Raw genomic sequence first — 24,629 nt, forward strand, 5'->3', positions numbered from 1 at the left:
GAAGCCCCCGACGCTCAGCCGAGAGAAAGGGCCGTCCACGACACCGGCGGCAGCTCGAGCGTGAGAACACCGCCCTCGAGCACGACAGTCTCGTTCGCGCGGGGCGCGACACGCTCGGGTTCGGCGAGGGTGTTCTTGGCGTACACGTCGTCGTCGCTGAGAGTGTGCGCCTCGAGGACGCGGACGTCACCGAGCGATGCGACATCGACGGTCACCGTCACTGCTTCGTCCTGACTGCGGTTGACCAGGAACACCGCCGCGCGGCCGGCTTCGGAATCGTGCGTGGCGATGGCGTCGACGAGCGACACCTCGCCGTATTCGGTAGTCACGTAGGTCGGCGCGTCGAGCTTGAGCTCCAGCGCCTCACCCTGAGCGAGGCGCGACGTGATCGCGAAGGGGAAGAACGTCGTCTGGCGCCATGCCGGTCCGCCGGGCTCGGTCATGATCGGGGCGATGACATTCACCAGTTGCGCGAGCGACGCGCTCGTCACCCGGTCGGCGTGGCGGATCAGCGAGATGAGCAGGTTGCCGAACACGACGGCATCCGCCACCGAGTACACGTCTTCGAGCAACCGCGGGGCGACGGGCCAGTTGTCGATGCCGCCGATGCGGTCGACGTTCTCGAAGCGGGAGATGTACCAGACGTTCCACTCATCGAACGAGATGTCGATGGTCTTGTCGCTGCCGCGGACGGCTTTGACGTGGTCGGCGGTCGCGACGACCGTCTCGATGAACCGGTCCATGTCGACCGCCGAGGCGAGGAAGCTGCCGAGGTCGCCATTCTTCTCTTCGTAGTACGCGTGGCACGAGATGTAGTCGACATCGTCGTAGGCGTGGCCGAGGACGACGCGTTCCCACTCGCCGAAGGTCGGCATGTGTGCGCTGGAGGAACCGCAGACCACGAGCGCGACATCCGGATCCAGCTGCCGCATCGCCCTCGCGGTCTGCGAAGCCAGCTTGCCGTAGTCGTCTGCCGACCGGTGACCGAGCTGCCACGGCCCATCCATCTCGTTGCCCAGGCACCAGGTTCTGACTCCGAAAGGCTGCGTACGCCCGTTCGCGATTCGCCGCTCCGAGAGGGCGGTGCCGCCCGCGATGTTCGTGTACTCGAGCAGGTCGAGCGCCTCCTGCGTACCGCGCGTGCCCAGGTTGACGGCGAGCATGAGATCGCTGCCCACCTTGTCGAGCCACGACGAGAACTCGTGGAGTCCGACCTCGTTGGTCTCGGTCGAGTGCCATGCGAGGTCCAGTCGGCGCGGGCGCTCCTCACGCGGGCCGACACTGTCCTCCCACCGGAATCCCGACACGAAGTTGCCGCCGGGGTAGCGAATCGTCGACACTCCCAGCTCTCGGACCAGGTCCACGACGTCGGCGCGGAAACCCTCCTCGTCGGAGGACGGATGCCCGGGCTCGTAGATTCCGTCATAGACGTGCCGGCCCAGATGCTCGACGAAGCCGCCGAACAATGTGCGACGGACCGTTCCGATCGCGAAGTGGGTGTCTACGGTCAGATGTGCGGTGGTCATGCGATCTCTCTCGGGGTTTCGGTATCCATCGACACGGATGCGGGGGCGCGATGTCGCCACAGCGGTTCGGCGCACACGGCGACGACGATGTCGTGGCTGTCGAAGTCGTTGCGGACGGTCGTGGCCTGCACCAGCTCACCCGCGGCGTTCCACAGCAGCGACTGGCTGTACCCGGATGAATCCGCATCGAGCCGGCGCTCGGCCGCGACAGGGAGCTCGAACGAGTGCCAGGTCCCGGACCCGCCGGACAGGTTGACGAGTGCGCGATTGGTCTCACGTCCGTCGGCGTCGAGGCTGTGGCGCCCCGTCGCGAGAACAGTGACGGTGCCGCTGGGTTCCTTGCGCCAATGGATGTTCGGCGTCCCTGAGAGCATCGTCCCGTCCGACGCGACGAGTAGCTCGCCGATGTCGTCGGGCGCGCCCCAGTCGAGCCCGTCTGTCGACCCGACCATTCGGATCGGCACCTCGCGGGGCCCGACGATCTCGAGCACACCGCGATGCATGCCATCCGGCATCAGCCCCGTGGTCACGAACATACCGGGGCGTGTGAATCGGTCTGCGACGCCGAAATCGAGGTGCGGCTCCGACCAGCTGACGAGATCGTTCGTCGTGCGATGCACAATGACCTGCAGCATCCCGTCCGACTTGCGCCGCTCATCCGCGTAGAAGCAGACCAGGTGATCCCCGATCAGCTCGAGGCACGGCTCCCACACGGCGGTCGTGGTCGCGGACGGCGACGGGTCGTACTCCGCGGGCCCACCGGAGTCGACCGTGCTTCGGTACTCCCAGGAGCGTCCGCCGTCACCGCTGGAGTAGACCACGAGCGTGGTCGACGACATGTCGGAGGGGATCGAACTCCCCGCGAGCAGGATCGTCCCCGCCGGCAGCCCCGCGAACGGCGCGGGCAGCTCGTAGAGCACGGGCTGATACCGGTTGCCGACACCGTACGCGGTGTCGGCGACCTCGGCGACGAGCTCCCACTGGCGGCCGTCGGCACTCCGATAGATCGGGAAGACCGGTCCGGCGTCCCCCACATCCCGGTAGACCTCGGCAGTCAGCAGCAGCGCGCCGCCGTGCGGGCCGACCGGGTCGGTGGCGAGCAGCCGCGTGTACAGCGGACCTGTCTCCCCCGGTCCGCCGTGGAGCACGACGGTGAAGGCATCATGGCCGGCATGCGTCATCATCACATCGCCCCGCTGCGCGCCGCGGCTTCGGCGGGGACGCCGGGTGGGAAGCCCGCACGCAGACGCTCGCGCTCGGCCGCCGTGATCGGGATGATCGAGCCATGCCGGAAGCGCGGCGGAAGCCGGTCGGCGGGCGTCCAGCGCCCGGAGTCGAGGTCATCGGTCTCGAAGAGGACGTAGCCTTCGCCTCCCCCGTACGGCGGCCAGTCCAGCAGCAGGAACCAGCGATCATCGACGAGGGACCGCACCACGATCGGCCCTTCGCCGTGGCTCACATGCTCCGACCCGATCCGTTCGGCCACGAGTGCCCACGCCGACCCCGCCGCATCCGTCGTCTCGCGGAGCAGCTCGGGACTTCGCTCCTGGAAGACCTGCATGATCTCGGGCTGCTCGTCCTTGGTGAAGCGGTAGTACGTGCCGCCGTGCCGGACGACCGTCGAGTCGATCGTCCCGTAACCGGGTCCGCGGCGGACATCGACCCAGACGCCGGGTTCGCTGAAGGTCACGAAATCGTGGGTGGTGGCGATCATCATGCGGTTGTAGCTGTCGGTGCTGCGCCGCTCGGCAACCGATTCGTCGTAGAGGTTGGAGGCCCAGTAGACCGCGTACGTCTGAGCCTCGTCGCACCACACGGCCTCAGGCGCCCACGCGTTCCCCGCACGGTCCGGTGAGATGGCCTCGATGCGCCGCGGACCCTCCCACGTCACGAGATCCTCCGACTCCCAGATCAGGAGCGAGCTGCTGCCGTGCTCCTGCGCATCGCGGAAGTGACCGATGCCGTAGACCTGCAGGTCCGTCGCGAGGAGCACGAATCCGCGGCCGTCGCGCAGCCGCAGCAGGAAGGGGTCGCGGACCCCGCCAGTGCCGACCTGCGAGCGCAGCACGGGCGCGCCACCGGCGAGAAGGTCCCACTCCGTGAGCGTCTCGCCGCGACTCACCGCGAAGTGCACCTGCTCGGCATCGGGTCCGTCCTCGCCGACGAAGTGGGCGAAGAGGTACGCCGCGTACGGCTCCGCCTCAGCCGACGCGGTCACCGGGCGGCCCCGGTCCTGGAGATCGGAGCGTTGGCCGCGGCATCCGTCGCCACTTGCCGGAAGCGATCGGCAACGGGGTTCTTGCGACGCAGGAGTCCCTGCGAGGACTCGACGAGGTCGAAAAGGCCCATCGTCAGCAGAGACTCCGAGCGTGGCGTGTCGGCGTGGCGATATGTCCACTCGTACATGTCGAACAGAGGCCACCAGGTGTAGCCCACGACATCGAGTCCTCCCTCGCGCAGCCCACGCACGCTCGCGACCGAGGCATCGAGCCACGCGATGCGCTCCTCCACGGACGCCGTCACGCATGTCTCGGTGAGCATGACCGGCGCGCCGTAGCGGTGGGCGTACGTGCGCAGAAGCTCTTCGAGTCCCGCGACGCCGTCGTCTTGAGTGGGCCACGGGTCGACGAACCCGCCGGCGTGCACGATGCCTTCCTCCATGAGCTGCGTCGAGTGCCGCGGGTAGTAATTGACCCCCATGACGTCGGGTTTCACGGCATGCGAGGCGAACCAGGCGAGGGTGTCGTCGGTCACCCCCGACGCCCGGAGACTGCCGAGCATGTCGTGCCGCTCATCCACCCCACCCGTCACCAGATCCTCCACGAGGAACGACTGCGCGCGCTGCAGGGCGACGAGCGGGCGATGCTGACCGTCCACGTCGCCGGCGAACCGTGCCGTCGCATCGACGTGGACGAACGTCGCGCGTTCGCCGAGCACCTCGGCGATTCCGCGCTGCGCCCGCACGAAGCCCTCGGCGAGCGCGAGCGCGATCGTGTTGTAGCCCCGCTCGCCTGACAGGTAGGGAGGCCAGTAGGCCACGTCACCGGAGAAACGCGCATGGATCATCGGCTCGTTCACCGGGGTGTAATCGGTCACCCGGTCGCGGTACCGCTCGGCGCACGCGACTGCGTAGTCGGCGAAGTGCCGCGCGAAATCGGGGTGCGCGAACTCGGATTGCATCCACAGCGGAGTGCCGTAGTGGAGCAGGTCGATGATGGGGCGGATGCCGAGCTCATCGAAGCGGCCGAGGACGCGGTCGACCCATTCCCAGTCCCACTCTCCCGGAGCCGGGTTCACACGGTGCCACGGGATGCCCCACCGGATGAACTGCGCGCCGACGTCGGAGGCGAGCTGCAGATCTCCGTGCCAGTTCTCGTAGTGCTCGGTCAGCTCGTACTCATCGAGCGCGCGCTCGCCGGCTCGCGTCTGAGGAACGAAGGTGTCTTCGATCCCGAGACCGAAGTGCAGTGTTCCGTCCTGATACCACTTCACGGTCGTGGTCAACCCTTCATTCCGGTGAGGGCGACACCCTCGATGAACCATTTCTGGATGACGATGTAGAGGAGGACGAGCGGGAGGATCGCGACCAGCGCGCCCGCCATCATCACGCTGTAGGGCGCCGCGCCGGTCGCCGACCCCGTCAGCAGTGCGAGGCCAGCAGTCAACGGACGGACTGACGAGTCGCTCGTCATGATGAGCGGCCACAGCAGGTCGTTCCAGTTGCCCACGAAGTGGAACAGCGCCATCGTCAGCAGCGCAGGCTTGGCGTTGGGCAGGATGACGGACCAGAAGATGCGGAACTCGCCCGCACCGTCGAGCCGTGCCGCCGAGTCCAGGTCGCGCGGCAGCGTGATGAAGAACTGACGCAGGAGGAATATGCCGGCGACGTCGGCGGCACGCGGGACCACGAGCCCGAGGAACGAGTTCACCCAGCCGAGGTCGGCCACGAGCTGGTAGATCGGTACGAGCAGCGCCTGGAACGGGATCATCATCGTCGCCACGAGGACGGTGAAGAGCGCGGTGCGCCCGCGGAACTCCATGCGCGCCAGCGCATAGGCGGCGAGGGCGTTGAACGCGAGCGAGCAGAGCGTGACCGCGCCCGAGAACACGAGCGAGTTCCACGACTGCTGCAGGACCGGAATGCGCGACGAGAGATCGGCGAAGTTCTCGAGGGTGAACGTCGAGGGGACGAGCGTCGGCGGCCACGAGTTCACCTCCGCTTCGGGCGAGAATGCCGCCAGCGTGACCACGACCACCGGGAATGCAGTGACGAGAGTGAGGATGATCAGGCCGACGAGCGCACCGCCGCGGCTGAGAATCGACGCACGCCCGACGCTCGGTCGCCGGTGACGCCCGGAGGTCGTGACGGCCTCGGTGAGGGTGAGTGCAGCGCCGTCGCTGAGTGTCGTGGTCATTCCAGCTCCTTCTCCTGCTTGGCGCCGATCCTCAGCTGGATGAGTCCGAGCACGAGCGTGATGGCCAGGAGGATGTACGACAGCGCGGACGCGAAGCCCAGCTTGAAGTCGCGGAATCCGTCGGTGTAGATGCGGTAGACGATCGTCTCCGTCGCGTGATCGGGACCGCCCTGGGTCATGATGTAGATCTGGTCGAACGCCTGGAAGGCGCCGATGATCGCGAAGATGATGACGAACGTCATCGTGCCGCGCAGGCCTGGCAGAGTGACCGCCCGGAACGAGCGCCATGGCCCCGCGCCATCGAGCTTCGCCGCCTCGTAGAGGTGCGCCGAGATGCCCTGCAGGCCGGCGAGGAAGATGACCATGAAGTAGCCGAAGTTCTTCCACACCGCCACCGCGGTGACAGCGGGAAGGGCCCACGTGGTGGATGCGAAGACGTCCTCCATCTGGATCCCGATCTGGCTGAGCCAGTACGGGATGAGCCCCAGGTTGGGATCGAGGAGGAAGTTCCAGGCGAGGGAGGCCACCGCCATCGAGATGACGAAGGGCAGGAAGATGACCGTCCGGAAGAAGGCGCGGAACGGGATGTCGGTGCGATTGAGCAGCAGCGCGGCCGCGAGTCCGACGACGATCACTGCCGGCCCGTACATGGCGGCGTAGAGAACGGTGTTGAGGATGGCTCGCAGCACTTCCGGGCTGGTGAACGCCTCGACGTAATTGTCCAGGCCGACCCAGTTCGCCTCGCCGAACCCGCTCGCATCGGTCAGAGACGTCCACAGCGCGGTGAAGGCCGGGATGAAGACGAACGCGGCGATGATCAGCAGCGCGGGCGCGAGGAAGAGAAGCGACTTGCCGGTGAGCCTCAGCTCCCGCCGTTGGATCGCCCGGCTGTTCCCGACGAGCTGTCGCGGCGGCCGGTAGCGCCGTCGCGGTGCGGATGTCGTCGTCATGGGGTGCTCCTGGGAGGATGCGGGCCGGTGGCCACGGGCGCAGCCACCGGCCGCGAGCTCATTCGAACTCGGAAAGGATGTCGGTCAGCGCGGCGTCGGTCTCGCCGACGAGCGTCGCCACCTCACCACCTGTCCCCTGCGTGATGTGGATGGAGAGTGTGTCCAGTTCGGCGTTGACGTCCGTGACTCCCCCGGGCAATCCCGCGAGGCGGACGTAAGTGTTCTCGGTGAACGCCTGCATCGTCTCGACGTAAGGGTTCTCAGCGAGTTCCTCGGACGTGATGTCGGTGCGGTTGGGCGGGTAATTCGCCTCGAGCGCCCACTTCACCTGTGCATCGTGCGAGTTGAAGTAGCGCAGGAAGGCATATGCGCCCGCCGTCGCCTCGTCGTCCGCTTGGGACGTGAGCCACCAGTAGTTCGCCGCCGCCTGCGCGGCGACCTTCTCGGGACCCGCCGGCACTTCGAAGACGCCGACTTCGAGGTCGACGCTGTCGGCGATGCCGATCATCCAGGGGCCGATCACGACCATCGCGGCCTTTCCGGCCTTGAAGATGTCGACAGACTCCGCGAGCGAGACGTTCGTCGGACCCCAGTTGCGCGTATAGGCATCACGCCACCACTGCAGCGTCTCGACGTTCTGCTCCGTGTCGAGCGTGACCTCCCCGTCTTGGTAGACCTCGCCCCCGCCGGCCTCGAGCCAGGTGGGAATGAACGTCGTCTCCTTGTCGGCGACCGACAGTCCGTAGATCTCCGGAGTGCCGTCGCCGTTCTCATCGACCGTGAGCTGCTCCGCCAGATCGATCCACTCGTCCCAGGTCTGGGGCATCTCGGTGACGCCCGCCGCCTCGAACATCGCGGTGTTGTACCAGACCGCGAAGGGTGCGTAACCCATCGGAACCGCATACGCCTCACCGTCGTACACGCTGTAGTCGACGACGTGCTGGTAGTACGTGTCGGTCTCGTTCTCGGCGTCGTCGTAGAAGCCCTGCATCGACTGGAAGACGCCCTGCTCGACGTAACCCTGACCGGAGTCGACGCCTTGGACGACGACATCCGGACCGTTCCCCGACGAGACCGCGGGAAGGAGCTTGTCGGTGATGACGTTCCACGGGTTGACCTCGATGGCGACCTCGTAGTCATCCTGCGAAGCGTTGAACTCGTCGGCGATCTCCTGGACGACGGTGCCGTCCGCCTCGGTGAAGCCGTGCCACACGTTCACCGTGACCGGACCGTCTCCGTCATCCCCGGCGTCTCCGCCGCCGGCGCTGCACGCCGTGATTGCGAGCGCGGCAGCGCCGACGAGCGCGGCGCCCGCCAGCTTCCTGCTGTGTGTGCTGATCATGCTGATCCTCCTTGATAGCGATCCATCTCCGTCTGCGTCCGGGCGACGCGTGCGAAGTCAGTTCATTTCATCGATGTAGAAGAATGTCCTTCGGCGTTCCTCGCAGGTGGGCATTCTTCGTCAGGTTCGTGGGCGCGGCAGGCGTGGATTGGCGAAATTCCGATCCTTCTCTGTCGCGGAGCCGGTAGATCTTCTTCATCGATGAACAAGCAGCACGGTATCTCACCATCTGCACACGGGTCAAGAGTCACTTGACAGTGTTCCTACATCGATGAAGAATGCGTGAGAGGCCGCGAGGGTGCTGGCCGAGAACACGCGATGGGAGGGCACAGGGGTGACACCGACGATGCAGGACGTCGCGGAGCGAGCCGGCGTGTCGGCGAAGACCGTCTCGAACGTCATCAACGGCTACCCCTTCATCCGCGAAGAGACGCGGCTGCGCGTCGAGGAGGCTCTCCGCGAGCTGAACTACAAGATGAACGTCTCGGCGCGGAACCTGCGTCGCGGGGCGACCGGCGTCATCGGCCTCGCCCTCCCCGAACTGTCACTGCCCTACTTCGCCGAGCTTGCGGACGCCATCATGGACGCCGGTCATGCCTCCGGCCTCACCGTCGTCATCGAGCGCACGCGCGGCGACCGGGACGGCGAGCTCGATGCACTGCGTGGACCCCGCCGGCACACCACGGACGGACTGCTCTACAGCCCGCTGGCGCTCGGCCCCGAGGACGAGCATCTTCTTCCCGGGGAGGCGCCCCTGGTTCTGCTGGGCGAGCGGATATTCAGCCCGCGGTTCGACCACGTCACGATGCAGAACGTCGAGGCCGCACGCGCTGCCACGACATACCTCCTCAGCCTCGGGCGCACGCGGATCGCCGCGATCGGCGTACACCCGGAGGAGAAGGTGGGCTCTGCCGCTCTGCGGCTCGAGGGCTACCGTCAGGCGCTCTCCGCCGCGGGCGTGCCCGATGATCCTGCCCTCTACGGCGAGGCACAGCTGTGGCACCGGTCGACCGGCGCTCAGGCGATGGCCGCGGTGCTCGATCGCGGCATCAGACCCGATGCGATCTTCGCCTTCAACGACACACTCGGCCTCGGCGCCATGCACGAGCTTCAGGTGCGGGGATTCGACATCCCCCGCGACATGCTGGTGATCGGATTCGACGACGTCGAAGAGACGCGCTATTCCGCGCCCACCATGACGAGCGTGAACCCCGGGCGCGAGTTCATCGCCCAGACCGCGGTCCGGCTGCTGCTGGACCGCATCGGTCGCCAGTCGGAAGAGCGTTCTCCCGAACTCATCAAGGCCCCGTTCCGCATCGTCGAGCGGGTCTCGACGGCCGTGTCCTGATTCCGCACAACCTGGCGGTTGCACTTTGGGTCGCGCGGGGTTCAGATCGTGGTATCAGCGGGAAGTGAGACTGAACTGGCCCGCCCGCGCCGCGTCGGGGCCGGGAAGGAAGTACCGCTCGAGGAACGCATCGAGATCCTGCTCCAGCAAGGCGAGCGCCGCGTCGATGTCGGCAGTGTCGACCCGGTCCGGCACGACCCACCGTTCTGCGACCTGGAGTGGACGGGGAGGCGCCTGCGCGAGCGTCGCAGCCGAACGGCGCGCGAGCTCGCGCAGCTGATTGTCCCGGTCCGCCTGCATCACGCCGCGCAGCTCCACGGCCAGATCCGCCCGCCGTTCAGGGGACGCACGGATCAGCGCGGCCAGGTTCGTCGATCGGACATGGTGCGCGTAGGCATCCGCGCGCGTGACGAACGCTTCGGCCTCAGAGCGCTGGGTACGCAGCTCCGCCGACGCCTCATCGCCTCGGTCGACGAACCAGCGGTCGAAGGCCGCGAGCGCAGTCTCCATCTCTGCCGCAGCGGTGGCGAACCGCAACCCCACATCCTCGAGCAGCCAGGGATGGGGTTCCTCATTCGTTAGCCGCATGAACGTCGACCCGCGGGTTGACCGCCAGGCAGGGGTATCCCACTCCGATGCCTTCGACTGTGCACCTCGCACTGTCGCTGCGGAGAGTTCGTGGCTGGGCTGGCTGCGTCCGAGTTGTCGCGCGAACCACGACGAATCCCACGGATAGAGCTCATAGGCGGTCGACGCGCGCGTCCAGAATTCCACGAGCCAGGGAGCATCCCACCCGGCTGCGATCGACTCCAGCGCCGCCGCCTCGGGTATCAGTGGGTCCTCGAAGTACGCTGCGGCAGCGGCCATGTTGACGTCGAATCGGGTTGGCACCACGCCGAAATACTCTTTGACGCCGACGACGCCCCGGACCCGCTCGACGTCTCGAAGCTGCCGGAGCGTCACGAGCGGCACGGGAAGGCGACGGAACGGCTCGACCTCCTCATTGGCCGATGAGAGGAAGACCTCCGCGACGACGGGAATCGACCGTTCACGTGCGAGTGCCGCAGCATTCCGAACGAACCGATCGCCGGCGATCGTCGAGACGACCTCCCCGATGCTGCTGTGCAGCATGAGGCCCATGGCTGGGTCGAGGTGCGGGATGACCGCCAGCGTCTGGCCCGCCGAGAGTTCCCACGGCTCCCACCAGACACGCCCGGATGGGCGTACCGCGCCCCACGCTCGCGCCAGGGCGGAGAGGAAGGGAGGCAGGCGGTCGTGCAGCGGTATTCCGGCGCACCTCTCACACCCATCAAATTCGCTGCACAGCCATGCGTCCTGGTCGTACGTGTAGACGAGGAGATCGTCGACGTCGGGGAAGTCGGCGCCGAAGCGACGGATGGCGTCGGCGTAGCGCTCACCTGTGGCAGGGTCTCGGATGCACTGGGGAAGCACGCCACCCTCGAATCCGACACGCCCTTGGAACGGCGCGCCGAAGTGGAACAGGGTGCGCAGCCCCGCGGCCTTCGCCGCGGCGCTGCGCGCACGCAACTCGCTGCGCCTACGCGCAAGCGAGTCCGGCCCCGAGGCTGAGAGAGGCTCCGGTGAGCCGGGCACGAGAGCGACGTCCTCGAGGTTGAGCGCCTCGTCGCCGGGGCGATAGGACCAAGCGATGTTGAGCTGGACCGCCGTGAATCCTGCAGCGGCCAGCCAGCGGAGGTTCTCAGAGGACCACTCGACATCCGGCTGCGACGGATTGCCGAGGATCGCGATGCGCACGGCGCTCACGTCGTCACCGAATCGAGGGCGGAGTCGAGGTCGAACGCCTGGCGAAGCGGCACGACCCGCCCCACGGGTCGTGCGTCATCGACCGGGAGGAACATGTCCCCGATATGCCGTCCCCACGCTGCATTGACCTCTGTCGCCGACATCGCCGCCAGGGTCGCCTCGAAGTCGTCCGTCTCGAGGTATCCGACGATGAGTCCGGATTCGTCTACGAAGATCGAATAGTTGCGATAGCCGCTGTCGCGGAGGGCCTCGAGCATCGCCGGCCACACGGTCTCGTGTCCTTCCAAGTAGTCGCCTATCCGGTCCGGATCCACGCGCAACAGGAAGCAGATCTTCTGGCGCGGCGCATCACGCGTCACTTCACTGCTCCAGCCGTAAGGCCCCGCTGGAAGTTGCGCTGGAACGCCGCATAGAGCAGCACCACAGGCAATTGGATCAGCACCAGAGCGGCGAAGATCTTCGGCACGTCCACGAAGAACGAGAGCTGGAAGCTCGCCGGCACCACAGTGATCGTCCGCATCTCGGGCGCCGACATGAACAGCAGCGCAAGCAGGAACTCGTTCCACGAGCTGAGGAACGTCCAGATTCCGACCATCGCCAGGGTCGGCGCGGTCAACGGCAGCAGCACGCGCGTGAAAGCGCGCCAGGCACCCGCACCGTCGACGACGGCGGCTTCCAGCAGTTGGTCGGGGAGCGCGTCGTAGGCGTTCTTCAGCAACACGAGCGCGAACGGCAGTGCCAGAGCGGTGTAGGGAAGGATCAAGCCTGGATACGTGTTGGTCAGTCCGAATACGCGCTGGATGTCGCTCAACGGAACCAGGATCGCCGCAACCGGCATCATCATCGCACTCAGCAACAACGCGTACAGAAGTCCGCGCCCCCGGAATCGAAGCTTGCTGAAAGCGAAAGCCGCGATGGAGGCGAGCGCGAGCACGGCCGCGACGGTGCAGGAAGTGACGATCGCGCTGTTCAGCAGGTAGCGGCCGAGTCCCTCCTGTGCGAGCACATCGGCGTAGTTGCCGAGGCCCTCCCCCTCGAGTGAGACCGTCGCCAGGCGGTAGAGCGGCAGCATCCAGAGGATCGTGACCGCGAGCATGATGACAAGGGCGCTACGCCCGCCTGACCGGATCACTTGCTGCCCTTCGCGTACTGGCGCAGTTGGATGGCGGTGATGATCATCGCGAGGAGGAAGACGACCGTGCCTATTGCGGCGGCGCGTCCGTCGCGTCCGTCAAGGAGCGTGCTGAAGAGCAGCGTGGTCGGCATCTCGCTCGCATAGTCCGGCCCGCCGCCGCTCAAGACGTACACGAGATCGAACATCTTCAACGTTCCGATGACCCCCAGGATGAGCAACGAGTAGTGCGCCGGGCGAAGCAGCGGCACGATGATCCGCCAGAACGTCTGGGCGCGGGACGCACCGTCGAGCGCTGCGGCCTCCAGGACCTCCTCATCGAGGGACGTCAGCGCCGCCTGATATATGGCCATGCTAAATCCGGTCCACATCCACACGTTCACGCAAGCGATGACGGCGAGTACCAAGGCTGGATCTCCAAGCCATGCCTGTGTGAGCCCTCCGAGTCCGGCTTGGCGTAGTGCGGTGTTCACCGGGCCGCTCGAAGTCTCGAGCAGGTCGGCATAGAGGTACCCGACGACGACGGGCGTCAGCACCACTGGCAGGAACAGCAGCGTGCGCATGAGCGCTCTCAGCGGCCCTCGACCCTCGAGCGCTACGGCGAAGACGAGACCCAGCAGCATCTGGACGGGGATCGTGAGCGCAGCGAAGAGCGCAACGTTCCGGAATGCCAGTTGGCTTGAGCGGGTGCTCGCCATCCACTCGTAATTCTCCAGACCCACGAAGCGCAGCGTCGAGTCGAGCTCCGAGTTGCCGAGAAAGCTCGTGTAGACGTTGCTGATGACCGGCCATGCGATGTAGATCCCGAAGATCAAGAGCGCGGGGAGCACCATGACCGGCCCCAGCCAGCCACGGCGCCAGCCCGCCTCATCACTCCCGCGTCCGCGCGTGCGTCCCGACGACCGGGTACGGGGTGCGGCCGGAGGCGTCGATGCCGGCGGCGTGTTGCGCCGCCGCGCCTGTGTCGCTGCAGTCATTTGGAGACCCTAGGTAGGAGCGTTCGGAGGACGACGGGGTTTCATCACCCGTTGTCGGCCGCGTCCTGGACCCGCTGGGCTGCCTCCTCGCCTGTGACATCACCGGTGGCCACGCCCGCGAGCGCGGCGCTGAGCGCTTCGGAGACGGAGGCGAGCGGCACCTGACGGTAGCCGGCGAGCTTCGTCTCAATGAGCGTCTCGATGGATGCGCGCGCCGTCTGCGATTCCTCCGGCGCTGTCGTCGGTGTCTTGCCGTCGTTCGTGACAGGGAAGTCGAGGAAGGCGTCGAGCAGCACCTGCGCGCCCTCACCGCGGCTCATGTAGGACGCGAGCTGATAAGCAGCGCCCTTGTTCTTGCTGGCTTTGTTGACCACGACGATCCCGCTGACATCGCCCGTGATGGGCGCGCCGCCATCCACACCAGGAAGGGGCATCGCGATGGCGTCGATGTCGTAGGCGGCGATCCGATCGAGCGAGTTCACGTACATGTCCAGATTCCAGCTGCCGTTGGCGAAGAACGCCGCCTTGCCCTCTGTGAACAGGTCGTACGTGTCAGAGTAAGTCGCTGCACCGATCGCGCCGTCCTGCACGACGCCGTCGGTGAACAGTCCCGACCAGATCTCGAACGCCTCGACGAGAGCCGGGTCCGTCCATTCACCCTCCCCCTCGAGTGCCGCGTACAGGGCGTCCTTGTCGATCGAGGCTGCGATGGCGAGGAAGTAGTCGATGTTCATCCACGCATCCTTGCCTCCCAGCGCGATCGGCTGGATCCCGGCCGCCTTGAGCTCCTCAGACGCGGCAACGAGTTCGTCGTAGGTTGTCGGAACCTCGACACCCGCTTCAGCGAGAAGCGTCTTGTTCACCCAAAGGAATCCCGCAACCCCGTAACCGACGGGGAGTCCGAAGGTCGCTCCATCCGTCTGCGCACGATCGAGTGCGTCCTGATTGAAGATGTCTGCCCAGTCTTCGCCGTCGAATGCCTCCGCATAGGCGTCCAGCGGCTCGAAGTACTCGCGGTACTGGTTGTACATGGCACCCGGGCTCACGACGAAGACGTCGGGCCCGGACCCGCTGCGCAGCTGTGTCTGCAGCGAGGTCTGATAATCCTCGAGCGGCGCGAGCGTGCCCGTCAGCTCGACATCAGGGTTCTCGGCGGTGAAGCCCTCGATGATGGTGTCGAACGTCGCTTCTGTCGGCGTCCAGGATTCGTAGGACAGGGTCCCCGTGGCCGGGCCGACCTCGATGGAGTCGGCCGTGGGCGCCGTCTGTCCGGCGCATCCGGCCAGCGAAAGCGACAGGGCGAGCCCAAGGCCGAGCCCGCCGATCGTTGTCTTCTTCATGGTTCCTCATCTTCGTCGGTGAGAGTCCGCTCGACCATGTTGCCGTCGGTGCGATTGAATGCATTCAATTCAACACCAGAATCGTATGGAGCGATACCGCCCCCGTCAAGTCCGACCGCCGACGCCGCGTGAACGGTGTGGCACGATATGGACGTGAGCAGGACGGCGGTACCGCACCCATGGGCAGCGGCGACATGACCGCCGGCGATGGGCTCGACACCGCTTCCGCATCGGACGACATCCCGCGACTGGTCGACGTCGCGGCTGCGGCGGGTGTGTCCGTGGCAACGGTATCGAACTTCTACAACCGCCCCGATCGGGTGGCACCGCCCACGGCGCTGCGAATTCAGGAGGCCGTCGACGCCCTGAATTACGTGAGGCGCAGCGAAAGGCCGCGCCCGTCGCGCCGGCCGCCGGCAGAGGTCGGGATCTCCGAAGTCGCTGCCGCGGCTGGGGTCTCGGTCGGGACCGTTTCGAACTACCTCAACCGGCCTGACGTCCTCGCCCCTGCGACGTCGGCGCGGGTCCAGCAAGCCATCGACGCGCTCGGATACGTACCCAATATCGCTGCAAGGAACCTTCGAGTCGGTCGGAGCCGCTCGATCGGCCTCCTGGTCCTGGACATCGGGAATCCGTTCTTCACGGATTTCATCAAGGGCGCGGAGAACGTCGCGACGACAGCCGGCTATGCGGTGCTCCTCGGCAACACGGAGGAGGATGCCGGCAGAGAGTCGGACTACCTTGACCTCTTCGTGGAGCAGCGGGTCGCCGGTGTCATCGTCGCCCCCACGGGCGATGTGCAGAGGCAGATGCGTGAGTTGCGCGCCAGGGGCGCCCGTGCCGTTCTGCTCGATGAAGCGACCGCGGCCCCGGAGTTCTGCTCGCTTGCGGTGAACGACTTCGCCGGCGGCCGGATGGGCATGGCACATCTGCTGGACACCGGACGCCGGCGGGTGGCGTTCGTCCGTGGGCCGGCCAGGATCCGTCAAGTGCAAGCGCGACACGATGGCGTACGGGCGGCCATTGCGGGCGTGGCGGATGCCCAGCTCGCGGTGTTCGATGCCGACTCGTTCAGCGTCGAGGCCGGGCGCCACGTCGGTGAACAGATCCTGGCCCTCCCACCCGACGAGCGGCCGACCGGCGTGTTCGCAGCGAATGATCTTCTCGCGCTCGGCGTGCTGCAGGCGATGTTCGCCGCAGGTGTGCGCGTACCGGATGATCTCGCCCTGATGGGCTACGACGACATCCAGTACGCGGCGAGTGCAGCGGTCCCGCTGACCTCCATCCGGCAGCCGAGCCGCGAGATGGGCGCCCAGGCGGCAGCGATGCTGCTCGCTGAACTCGCCTCGGGCGACGAGCATGAGCACCAGCATGTGCTGTTCGAACCCGAGATCGTCACGAGAGCGTCCACGTCAAGCTCCGGGTGAAGCAAGGAAGGGTGGAGACGGCGTTCGGCCGCCTCCACCCTGTCCGCCGGCGGGATCAGCCCGCTGACTCCGTGCGGGCGGGACTCGCTGGCGCTCCCGAGAGGTCGAATCCGACCGAGTCGAGATCGAAGCCGAGACTGTACCCCTGGGCGTCCACATTGACCACATACGTCACGTCGATGGCTGTGATCGCGTTCCTGTACTCCCAGCCCGATACGTCCACCGCCGCTCGATTCCACGTATTCGCGTCGTAGTCGGTCGTCTGCGAGATGCTCTCGGAGCCGCTGTGCAACGTGATCGTGGCCTGGTAACTGTCCGGCGTGTGCGGCCACGCACCGTAGCTGTTGACGAACGCATAGAGCTCTGTCGCATTCGTGAGGTCGATGGGTTCGTCGAGGACGACCGAGATGGTCCTCGGGTCGGGCCCCGTCATCCCACGCCCGAAGAACTCGAGCGCGTGTGAACCCGCATATGGAGATCCCGGACCGTTCGCCGTCGTCGTGACCGCCCGCATCTCGGTCACTCCGTCACCGGCTTGCCATCCCTGAGTGGTCCCGTCGTCGAAGTCGAACAGGATGTTCGATACCGAGACGACGACCTCCCGCTCCGATACCAGTCCGTCGTCCGTGGTCGCGGTGACCGTGAGCGAGTAGACCCCTGTGCTGGCGGCATCGGGGACCTTGACCGTCGTCGAGACCGTCTCGGAGACGACGTCGCCCTTCGGCTTCAGCTTGAACGGCTTCGTTTCCGCCTCCCACCCTTCGGGCCCCGACACGGTCACCGTGCCTCGAATATGTTTCTCCGCCTGCCCGAACACGGTTGCGTCGATCACGATCTCCTCACCGGAGGCGGCTCGCATACTCTCAGGCGAGACGAGCTCCTGGATCCAGGCCCGCGGCTCTCCGGCGACGGTGTACCCGATGGTCGCGCCGTTGCCGAGTGCGCCCGGTACGACGTCGAGGTTTCGGCCGGTCACAGCGCCGAGCACCGTGATCCCCTCACCGCTCACGCCGACCGTCGCCTCCTGCATCCATGAGTCGCCCCCGACGGTCTCCACGCTCACGGCGTAGTAGATGCCGGGCTCGAGCAGCACCGACTCACTGAGCCGCGCAGTCACGAATCCGTCTGCGTCCGCGTCGTGCGACATGTCGACGACGCCCGAGGCGACGATCGCCCCATCGACGTCGAGCAGTTTCACACGGTGGATGTCCGCATTCCCGCTCACCTTGAAGCGTCCGAGGCTCGAGACTTCCACCGGCGCGGGACCGACAGCGATCTGCACTCCCACCTGCCCGTAGAGGTCGTCCCGCATTGTTCCGGATGCCGCATCCACCTGAGAGATCGCTCGCTCGCTCGGAGCCTCGGCCAGCGGTGGGGCCACACAGGTCGAACAGGATGCAGCCACGCTGCCCTCGATGCCGGCCGGCAGCTCGACAGCGGCGGTGCCGTTCTCGTCTACCGTCAGATCGAGCGAGCCCTGGCCGGTGACCGACACCTGCACGGTGCTGCCCGGAGCCTGATGCCCCCACTCGACGGTGACGGGCGTGGGACTGGGCTCCTCGAACGTCAGACCGAAGTCGTGGATCGAATCGTAGGCGACGGACATGTCCACCCCGCGCCACCGGTAGTCGACGCGACTACCTTGCATCGCCGCCGAGATGTGAGGCGCGAGCACGAGCCGGTCAAGCCCCGGTTGGAAGCCGTAGCCGTAGCGGTAGAGGCCGCGCGCGGGCAGCGCCGTGAGCGGGAAGAACTGAGCGGCACCCGTTCTGAGAGTCGGGTCGGCCCTGTCGTACGTGCTCGAGCCGTAGAAGCCATCGACTTGATAGCGGGTCAGGAAACTCGTGATCGCGGTCTGCAGCACGCTGGGGTCATCGATGAGAGCAAGGCCGGCATAGAAGTCGCCCTCCGGGATCCCGTACCAGCCCCCGTTCTCACCTCCCTTGCCTGCCGTCCGCGACACGGTGTCGGCGAGGTACAGATCCTGGACGTTCATCGGATTGAGGTCGTAGTTGCCGGCCTCGTTCTGCTGGCGGATGGCTGTGACGATCGCCTGCTCTCGTGCGGCATCCGCAATATCGGTCTTCAGGACCGCAGCGTTCACCGGCAGGTACAGCGCATCCTGATTCCCGGTTCCATAGAGGAACGTGTGGCTGGCCTCCGACCAGAACCCGCCGTCCGCGGCTGCGCGGTTGTAGTTCGTCTTGATCGTTCCGGCGACCTCCCTCAGGGATGCCGCGCGAGCATCGCTGGCGAAGACATCGCTTTCGAGCTGCGCCCAGGAGGTCAGTGCGTCATAGAGCAGCGCGGTCGTGTAGCCGTTGAACGTGCCGGTCGACGACTCCCAATAGTCGTTGTCGTAGTCCGGCTCCCCCACATTCGGATTCACGTTGCGCACGAAATGCGTCTGCGGATCCGTCCAATTGGCGAGCAGGTAGTCGATGCTCAGGTTCGCCCGGGCGCGGAGCGGCTCCAGCCATTCGGCGTCGCCGCTCAGGCGATAAGCCTGGACTAGCCCGAGAACGTAGGAAGGGATGTGGTCACCATAATCGTGCCCCCAGGTAGGTCCCCACCCCGGGTGGCAGCAGAAGACGCGCCCGGATGCCTCGGTCATGTGATCGTGGATGTCCTGGAGCCCCTCCTTATACGACTCGATGGCCGCGTCGGAACCGAAGACCTCGATCATTTCGCCGATCCAGTGCATCTCCAGCGGCGGGACCTCCGACTGGAGCTGCGGCTGTTCCGTCGACGCCCCCATGTCGTAGTCCTGCATCATCCACCGGGCGTAGTCATTGATGACCCTGCTGAGCTCGCGCTCATTGACGCCGGCAAGCTGACCGAGGTCGTAGTGGTCCTCGAAACTCGCCGGCGCGAAGGTGAGGCTCACCGTGTCGGTCTGACCGGCGTTCGCGCCGACGGGGAGGAAGATCGGCGAGCCGTCCTTCGTCGTGGACACGGCGTAGCCGAGGGGATTGCCGCCCGCGAAGCCGAGTCCCCCAGACGACATGATGACCGACACGTCGAGCGACTCCGTCTCATCTCCGGAGCGACGAACTTCGGTCGCCCTTCCGTTTCGCACATCGTCGTAGCTCGTCGTCCCGGTGATCGAGAGCGCGGTGTTCGAGGATTCGCTCAGCAGCGTGTAGTCCATCTGCCGCTTCGCCGTCCGGATGTTCGGAGCAGCGAGCTGACCCGCCGCCAGCCATCCGGTCTGGAACGACTCGAGCCGGTCGCCGCCCACCGGCAAGTTGCCGCCGTCACCTGGCCAGCGGATGTTGTCGACAGCATCCGATGCCAGTGAGATCGTCGGCGTCCCCTGATCGGTCAGGGCGGTCCATGCCTTGAAGGTCCGCTCGATGTCGAGCGTGAGAGCGGCATCCTCGACGCCGAACGTCCAGGTCTCGTCGACGAGCGACGTGCCGAAGCTGACGGAGATCGATGTGGGCTGCTCCTCGATGGTGATCTCACCAGTCGTCTCGCGCGAGGTCACCGCCCCGGCGGCAGTCGTGACAGATGTACGGAGCCCCTTCGAGCCCTCGAGCATCTCGGCACCCCCGACGACGAGGCTGCTGACGAAGACGCCGTCACCGGTCTCGAGCGTCGCGCAGTACTCGTCACCACACATCGTCACCCTGGCACCGTCCCGCGTGATCGACGCGTTCTGTGCGGCCTGCGCGACCGCGGGAACCGCAGTCGCCAGCATTGCGACCGAGGCCGCAACTGCGAGCACCCGTTGTAGGCGCCTCCGCGATGAGGATCCCGATTCTCTCGATGTCTGGGCCTTCGAACCCGCGTGTGTCATCACTCTGCTCCTTGACGTCGTCGGCTAGGGCACTTCTGAATCGTTAAATTGAATGGATTCAACGACACGGTAGCGGTGCAGGCGATGCAGGTCAAGAGAGAGCTGGACTTCGGATGGGTCGGAAGCGGTCCGTGCCCTGAGGCGTTCATCTCCCCGCGGAAATCGGTCATCGACGCGTCGGCGGCGCGCCCGCTACGCTCTGCAACGGGGAGCGAGAGGAGATCGCGGATGCACGGAATCGAGCGCGCGCGCGGCGCCGTCTGGGGAGTGCTCGTGGCGTGCTTGTCGCTCTTCATCGTCGCCCCATCCGCAGCTGCCGAGACCGGCGACGATGCCGCGATCCCCGAATATCTCGACATCCCTGTCGTTCTGATCGAGACGGGCGGGAGTTTCCTGCCCGCCACGTACATCTCCGTCAACGGGAGCGACCCGATCTTCGTCTCGGTCGACACCGGCACATCGGGACTCGTCCTCGACCCCGGCGCCATCCAGAACCCGGCGACGCCGGTGGTCAACACCGACATCCCCGCGGGTGAGAACTACGACGGCACCAGCGTGAGGGGGTTCCTCGCCCATGCCACGGTGACGATCCAGGGGGTCGATACCGAGCGCGAGGTCGCGTTCGTCAACGGCACGGAATGCCCGACGGCATGCCCGGGAGCCGGCACCGGCACCAGGGGCGTCCTCGGCATCGGTCCAGGAATCCAGCACTACCCCGGCGGGGACGCCAACCTGATCTACACGGCCATCGACCAGATGCCGGGACGCCTCGACGAGGGCTTCACCGTCGACTTCACGGGGTCGAGCCCGCACGTACGACTGGGCCCGATCGGTGAGCCCGCCCCGCAGGACACGGTCATCCAGCGCACGCAGAAGGCCTCCGAGGTGAAGCCGAATGGGCAGCGGGTCTTTCTCGACCCGATGCTCTGCTGGACGATCACAGCCGGCCCACAGTTCGCGCAGGACTGCAACACCACTGTCCTGGACACGGGCCAGACCCTGGGGATCATCCACGGCGACGAGTTCGATCCCGTCGTCGATCCATCGACGGCTCCACCCATCCCGGGCTCCGGCATCCAGCTCGAGGGCTGGGTGAAGACCGGCGCCACGGTTGCATGGTCGGTCTCCCCCACCACGGAGCCGTTCGCCGGGGTGACGCAGGCGGACGCATTGCCGATCCGCTACGGCCAGTTCACGATCGCGCCCAACATGAATCCCGCCGATGCGATCTTCAACGCCGGCAACCACTTCTACACGCAGCACGTCGTCGGCTTCAACAGCGTCAGCGGGGGCGTGGTGATCGGTCCGGTGGCCGGCCTGCCGCCCACACCGGGATCCGTCGTCGCACACATCGCCGACGGCGGCGCTGTCACCGTGCGTTGGGCAGACGGCGAGAGCCACACCGGCGGCGTCACGGGCGCTGCAGCGACGGAGCCGATCACCGGCTTCGTCGTCAGCGCGATCCAGTCCGACGGCACCGTCGTGCAGTCCAGTCAGGCGGCCGCCGATGCCCGCGACCTGACGCTGGCCGGTCTCTCCTCCGGAGCTTCCTACAGATTTCGCGTCGCAGCGGTGAATGCCGTCGGACTCGGCCGCGCCGCCGAGAGCGAGCCGGTCGCGCTGCCCGCCTCCCCGGCGTCTCCGTCAGGCACCGGAGGGCGTTCGGAGCTCGCAGCGAGCGGTGGCTCGCCGAGCGGCATCCTCACCGCAGCGGTCCTGCTCGCCGCGGGGGCTGCCGCCGCCGGTCTGGGCCGCGCTCGGGTGCGCGCGGCGTCCGCGGGCACCGAGGTCAGGACCGACGCGAGCTGACGCCGGCTCACGCGCCGGGCGTTCCGCCGACCCAGACGTACGGCGCGTGCGTCGCGATCCGCCCGGCCGCGACGCGCTCGGCCAGAATCGCCGCGCCGAGCAACGGGTCGCCCGCGGGAGCGCGCACCTCGACGCCCGGCCGAAGCTCGGTCAGCGCACGTTCGAACGCGAGGGCGAGCGTCTCGCCGGGACGGAACACGCCACCCGTCGCCGCGACGACGGCTGGCAGCCGCGGGTCGAGCGCGGCGACGGCGCTGCGAGCGGCCTCCCGGCCGGCATGCGTCATGATCTCGGTGCCGCAGGCATCCCCCGCTTCAGCGGCGCGAGCGACGTCGGCCGCGAAGGACGCGAGCACGCCGGCCCGGTCGTCGCGCGTGTAGAGCTGTGCGGGCCATGCGAGCGGCTCGCCGAAGCGCGCTCGGGCCGCGTCGAGAAGCACCTCGCCGGTGGAATCCACGCCATCGTGCGCGCGCATCGCGGCCGTCAGTCCGTGCATCCCGATCCAGGCTCCGCCGCCTCGATCTCCCAGGAGGTGGCCCCAACCGTCCACGCGGCGCCAGATGTCCGCGCCGTCCGTGCCGAACGCGATCGCTCCCGTACCGAGCGCGACGATGGCACCCGGCTCACCGTCGAGGGCACCCAGATGGGCGGTGACCGCGTCGATGGCGACGGCGACCCCCACGCGGCGATCGGTCAGCGCGGCGACCTCGGCCGCGAGGGCGTCGACCAGGTCCGCGGGCCGCTCGACGAGGGTCGCCACCCCCGTCGCGCCCACGCCGATCCCGGTCAGCTCGCGGATCCGATCGGGCCACGCCTCAGCCACCCGCCGCACGAGTGCGAGCGCGGCTGAAGGCACCGTGCTGCCCGTCGCCGTCACGCCGATGGGGTCGCCGGTCAGGACTCCCCCGAGTGTCAGGGCCGTGGCATCCGTCCCCGTTCTCTCCGCCAGGACTGCACGCGTGCCCGAGCCTCCGATGTCGATTCCGAGGACGACGCTCACTTGCTCATTCCGGCGGTGAGCCCCGACACGATCTGCTTCGTGGCGAACAGGAACAGCACGACGAGCGGGATCGTCGCCAAGGTCAGCCCCGCGAAGAGCGTCGCCCAGTCGGTCTGATACTCCCCGAAGAACCGGGTGATGCCGACCGGCAGCGTGTAGGCGTCACGATCGCGGATCAGGATCAGCGGATAGAAGAAGTCGTTCCACACCGGCACGAACCGGAACACGATCACCGTCGCGATCGCCGGCTTGACCAGCGGCAGGTGAACGCGCCAGAACGTCGTGAACGGACCCGCTCCGTCCAGCCGCGCCGCCTCATCGAGCTCGATCGGCAGCTGCCGGAAGAAGCTCGCCAGCACGAAGGTCGAGAAGGGGATGCCGAGCGCGGCGTAGACGAGGATCAGGCTCCACAGGTTCGAGATCATGCCGATGGAGTCGAGCAGGAAGAACAGCGGCAGGATCGCGAGGTAGACCGGAAGCATGAGACCGGAGAGGAACAGCCCCTCGAGCGTCGTGAACAGCTTCGACCGGGTGCGCGCGAACGCGTAGGCCGCGAGGAGCGAGACCGCCGTCGACAGGAGCACCGACGCGACCGTGACGAAGATCGAGTTGAAGAAGTACGTCTCGAAGGATGCCGTGACCCAGGCCTTCGGATAGCTCGCGAAGTTCGGGGGCAACGGCAGACCGAGCGGATGCTGCGCCATGTCCTGCGAGGTGCGGAGCGAATTCGACACCATGAGCAGCAGAGGCGCGATGGAGATCGCGGCGTACAGCCACAGGAAGCCGCTCGTCGCGAATCCGCCCAAAGTGGCACGGGGACGCCCGCGACGGGGAGCGGCGCGGCGGTCCTCAGTGGGTGTGCCGGATCGCGGCGGGCTGAGCGTCGCGGTCATCAGACGAGATTCCGTTCTACGCGGCGAAGGAGCACGGTGATGAGGATCGAGACGCCGAAGATGAAGAGGAACAGCAGCGTGGCGATCGCCGAGCTCGTTCCGATCGCATTGGACGATCCGGATTCGAACGCGGTGCGGTAGAACAGCAGGCTCAGCACGTCGGTCGCACCCGCCGGGTTGCCCTGCGACCCACCGAGGGCGTACGGGATCGGGAAGGCCTCCATCGCGCCGATGAAGGTCAGCACGCTGACCGTGCCGATCGCGGGCAGGAGCATCGGCAGCGTGATCGTACGGAAGCGCTGCCATGACGTCGCACCGTCGAGTGATGCCGCCTCGTCGATCTCTTCCGGGATGCCCCCGAGCGCGGCGCCGTACAGCAGGACCGGGAACCCGATCCACTGCCACGCGGTGACGATGACGACGACCCAGATCGCGGTCTGCGGGTTACCGAGCCACGGCTGCGCCAGCGCGTCCAGCCCGACCGCCCGCAGCACCGCGTTCAACGGTCCGAACAGCGGCGACAGCATGAGCGACCAGAGGTATCCGATCACCAGCGGCGACACGAGATACGGAAGCGTGTACATCGTCTGGAAGAACCGCTTGAACCGGCGCTGCCGGTGCAGCAGGGTCGCGAGGGCCAGTCCGATCGTGTTCTGGAAAACCATCGCGCCGACGAACAGCAGGATGTTGTGGACGAACGCGTTCGGGATGTCGGTGCTGTACGGCAGCTGCGTGAACAGCGTCAAGTAGTTGTCGAGTCCGGCGAAGTCACCCCGGACGATGCCTGTCCACGAGAAGAACGAATAGCTGAGCGCGGTGAGCAGCGGGTACGCGATGAACACCGCGAACAGCACGAGCGCGGGAAGGACGAAGACCATGCCCG

General features: G+C 66.9%; 19 protein-coding genes. 3 read left to right on the forward strand and 16 right to left on the reverse strand.

Translation table 11 applies throughout. The features are described 5' to 3' along the window. Positions 1-14 precede the first annotated feature (14 nt). The 7 genes from arfA to HF576_RS05145 are packed head-to-tail and all read right to left on the reverse strand — an operon-like array spanning position 15 to position 8,233. On the reverse strand, positions 15-1,526 hold the full coding sequence (gene arfA / locus HF576_RS05115) for an arabinosylfuranosidase ArfA (RefSeq protein ID WP_168911651.1): 1,512 nt from the start codon (positions 1,524-1,526) through the stop codon (positions 15-17). Continuing rightward, a complete protein-coding gene (locus tag HF576_RS05120; protein ID WP_168911652.1) occupies positions 1,523-2,710 on the reverse strand; it encodes a hypothetical protein in 1,188 nt (395 codons plus the stop codon). Before HF576_RS05120 ends, arfA begins: the two co-directional genes overlap by 4 nt. Next, a complete protein-coding gene (locus HF576_RS05125) occupies positions 2,710-3,744 on the reverse strand; it encodes a glycoside hydrolase family 43 protein (RefSeq protein WP_168911653.1) in 1,035 nt (344 codons plus the stop codon). The genes HF576_RS05120 and HF576_RS05125 overlap by 1 nt, the downstream gene beginning before the upstream one ends. Then, entirely contained in the window at positions 3,741-5,030 is a 1,290-nt protein-coding gene (locus HF576_RS05130; protein WP_240948637.1) for a family 1 glycosylhydrolase, read from the reverse strand. The genes HF576_RS05125 and HF576_RS05130 overlap by 4 nt, the downstream gene beginning before the upstream one ends. Beyond that, positions 5,027-5,941 (reverse strand): carbohydrate ABC transporter permease, encoded by a 915-nt coding sequence (locus HF576_RS05135; RefSeq protein WP_168911655.1) that lies wholly within the window; start codon positions 5,939-5,941, stop codon positions 5,027-5,029. The genes HF576_RS05130 and HF576_RS05135 overlap by 4 nt, the downstream gene beginning before the upstream one ends. Next, positions 5,938-6,891, reverse strand: coding sequence for a carbohydrate ABC transporter permease (locus HF576_RS05140; protein ID WP_168911656.1), 954 nt, complete (start codon positions 6,889-6,891; stop codon positions 5,938-5,940). Before HF576_RS05140 ends, HF576_RS05135 begins: the two co-directional genes overlap by 4 nt. A 58-nt stretch (positions 6,892-6,949) precedes the next feature. Further along, the gene (locus HF576_RS05145) at positions 6,950-8,233 is read right to left on the reverse strand and encodes an ABC transporter substrate-binding protein (protein ID WP_168911657.1); all 1,284 of its coding nucleotides are present in this window, start codon (positions 8,231-8,233) and stop codon (positions 6,950-6,952) included. Positions 8,234-8,567: 334 nt separating this feature from the next. Between HF576_RS05145 and HF576_RS05150 the strand changes: the two genes are divergently transcribed. Next, positions 8,568-9,581, forward strand: a complete 1,014-nt coding sequence (locus HF576_RS05150) for a LacI family DNA-binding transcriptional regulator (RefSeq protein WP_343234167.1) — start codon at positions 8,568-8,570, stop codon at positions 9,579-9,581. Positions 9,582-9,635: 54 nt separating this feature from the next. Here HF576_RS05150 and HF576_RS05155 read toward each other — a convergent pair whose 3' ends face one another. Genes HF576_RS05155 through HF576_RS05175 form a run of 5 tightly spaced genes read right to left on the reverse strand, consistent with a single transcriptional unit; the run spans position 9,636 to position 14,815 of the window. Further along, positions 9,636-11,366: a hypothetical protein gene (locus HF576_RS05155; protein ID WP_168911658.1), complete on the reverse strand. Its 1,731-nt coding sequence runs from the start codon at positions 11,364-11,366 to the stop codon at positions 9,636-9,638. Further along, a complete protein-coding gene (locus HF576_RS05160) occupies positions 11,363-11,725 on the reverse strand; it encodes an L-rhamnose mutarotase (RefSeq protein ID WP_168911659.1) in 363 nt (120 codons plus the stop codon). The genes HF576_RS05155 and HF576_RS05160 overlap by 4 nt, the downstream gene beginning before the upstream one ends. Beyond that, positions 11,722-12,462, reverse strand: a complete 741-nt coding sequence (locus HF576_RS05165; protein ID WP_168911660.1) for a carbohydrate ABC transporter permease — start codon at positions 12,460-12,462, stop codon at positions 11,722-11,724. Before HF576_RS05165 ends, HF576_RS05160 begins: the two co-directional genes overlap by 4 nt. Positions 12,463-12,494: 32 nt before the next feature. Next, positions 12,495-13,475 (reverse strand): carbohydrate ABC transporter permease, encoded by a 981-nt coding sequence (locus HF576_RS05170; RefSeq protein ID WP_168911661.1) that lies wholly within the window; start codon positions 13,473-13,475, stop codon positions 12,495-12,497. Positions 13,476-13,519: 44 nt separating this feature from the next. Continuing rightward, on the reverse strand, positions 13,520-14,815 hold the full coding sequence (locus HF576_RS05175) for an ABC transporter substrate-binding protein (protein ID WP_168911662.1): 1,296 nt from the start codon (positions 14,813-14,815) through the stop codon (positions 13,520-13,522). A 194-nt stretch (positions 14,816-15,009) separates the two neighbouring features. Here HF576_RS05175 and HF576_RS05180 point away from each other — a divergent pair, with 194 nt between their 5' ends. Next, entirely contained in the window at positions 15,010-16,242 is a 1,233-nt protein-coding gene (locus tag HF576_RS05180; RefSeq protein WP_168911663.1) for a LacI family DNA-binding transcriptional regulator, read from the forward strand. Between the two features lie 55 nt (positions 16,243-16,297). Here the strand turns inward: HF576_RS05180 and HF576_RS05185 are convergent, their stop codons facing one another. Further along, a complete protein-coding gene (locus HF576_RS05185; protein ID WP_168911664.1) occupies positions 16,298-19,972 on the reverse strand; it encodes a COG1470 family protein in 3,675 nt (1,224 codons plus the stop codon). Positions 19,973-20,272: 300 nt separating this feature from the next. Between HF576_RS05185 and HF576_RS05190 the strand changes: the two genes are divergently transcribed. Further along, positions 20,273-21,853 (forward strand): fibronectin type III domain-containing protein, encoded by a 1,581-nt coding sequence (locus HF576_RS05190; protein ID WP_168911665.1) that lies wholly within the window; start codon positions 20,273-20,275, stop codon positions 21,851-21,853. 7 nt (positions 21,854-21,860) lie between these two features. On the opposite strand, the gene HF576_RS05195 is transcribed toward HF576_RS05190, so the two are convergent. The 3 genes from HF576_RS05195 to HF576_RS05205 are packed head-to-tail and all read right to left on the reverse strand — an operon-like array spanning position 21,861 to position 24,624. Beyond that, positions 21,861-22,853: a BadF/BadG/BcrA/BcrD ATPase family protein gene (locus HF576_RS05195; protein WP_168911666.1), complete on the reverse strand. Its 993-nt coding sequence runs from the start codon at positions 22,851-22,853 to the stop codon at positions 21,861-21,863. Next, positions 22,850-23,746 (reverse strand): carbohydrate ABC transporter permease, encoded by an 897-nt coding sequence (locus HF576_RS05200; protein ID WP_168911667.1) that lies wholly within the window; start codon positions 23,744-23,746, stop codon positions 22,850-22,852. Before HF576_RS05200 ends, HF576_RS05195 begins: the two co-directional genes overlap by 4 nt. Beyond that, a complete protein-coding gene (locus tag HF576_RS05205; RefSeq protein ID WP_168911668.1) occupies positions 23,746-24,624 on the reverse strand; it encodes a carbohydrate ABC transporter permease in 879 nt (292 codons plus the stop codon). The genes HF576_RS05200 and HF576_RS05205 overlap by 1 nt, the downstream gene beginning before the upstream one ends. Positions 24,625-24,629 lie beyond the last annotated feature (5 nt).

This window comes from Microbacterium salsuginis (genome assembly GCF_012524205.1).
Taxonomy (GTDB): domain Bacteria; phylum Actinomycetota; class Actinomycetes; order Actinomycetales; family Microbacteriaceae; genus Microbacterium; species Microbacterium salsuginis.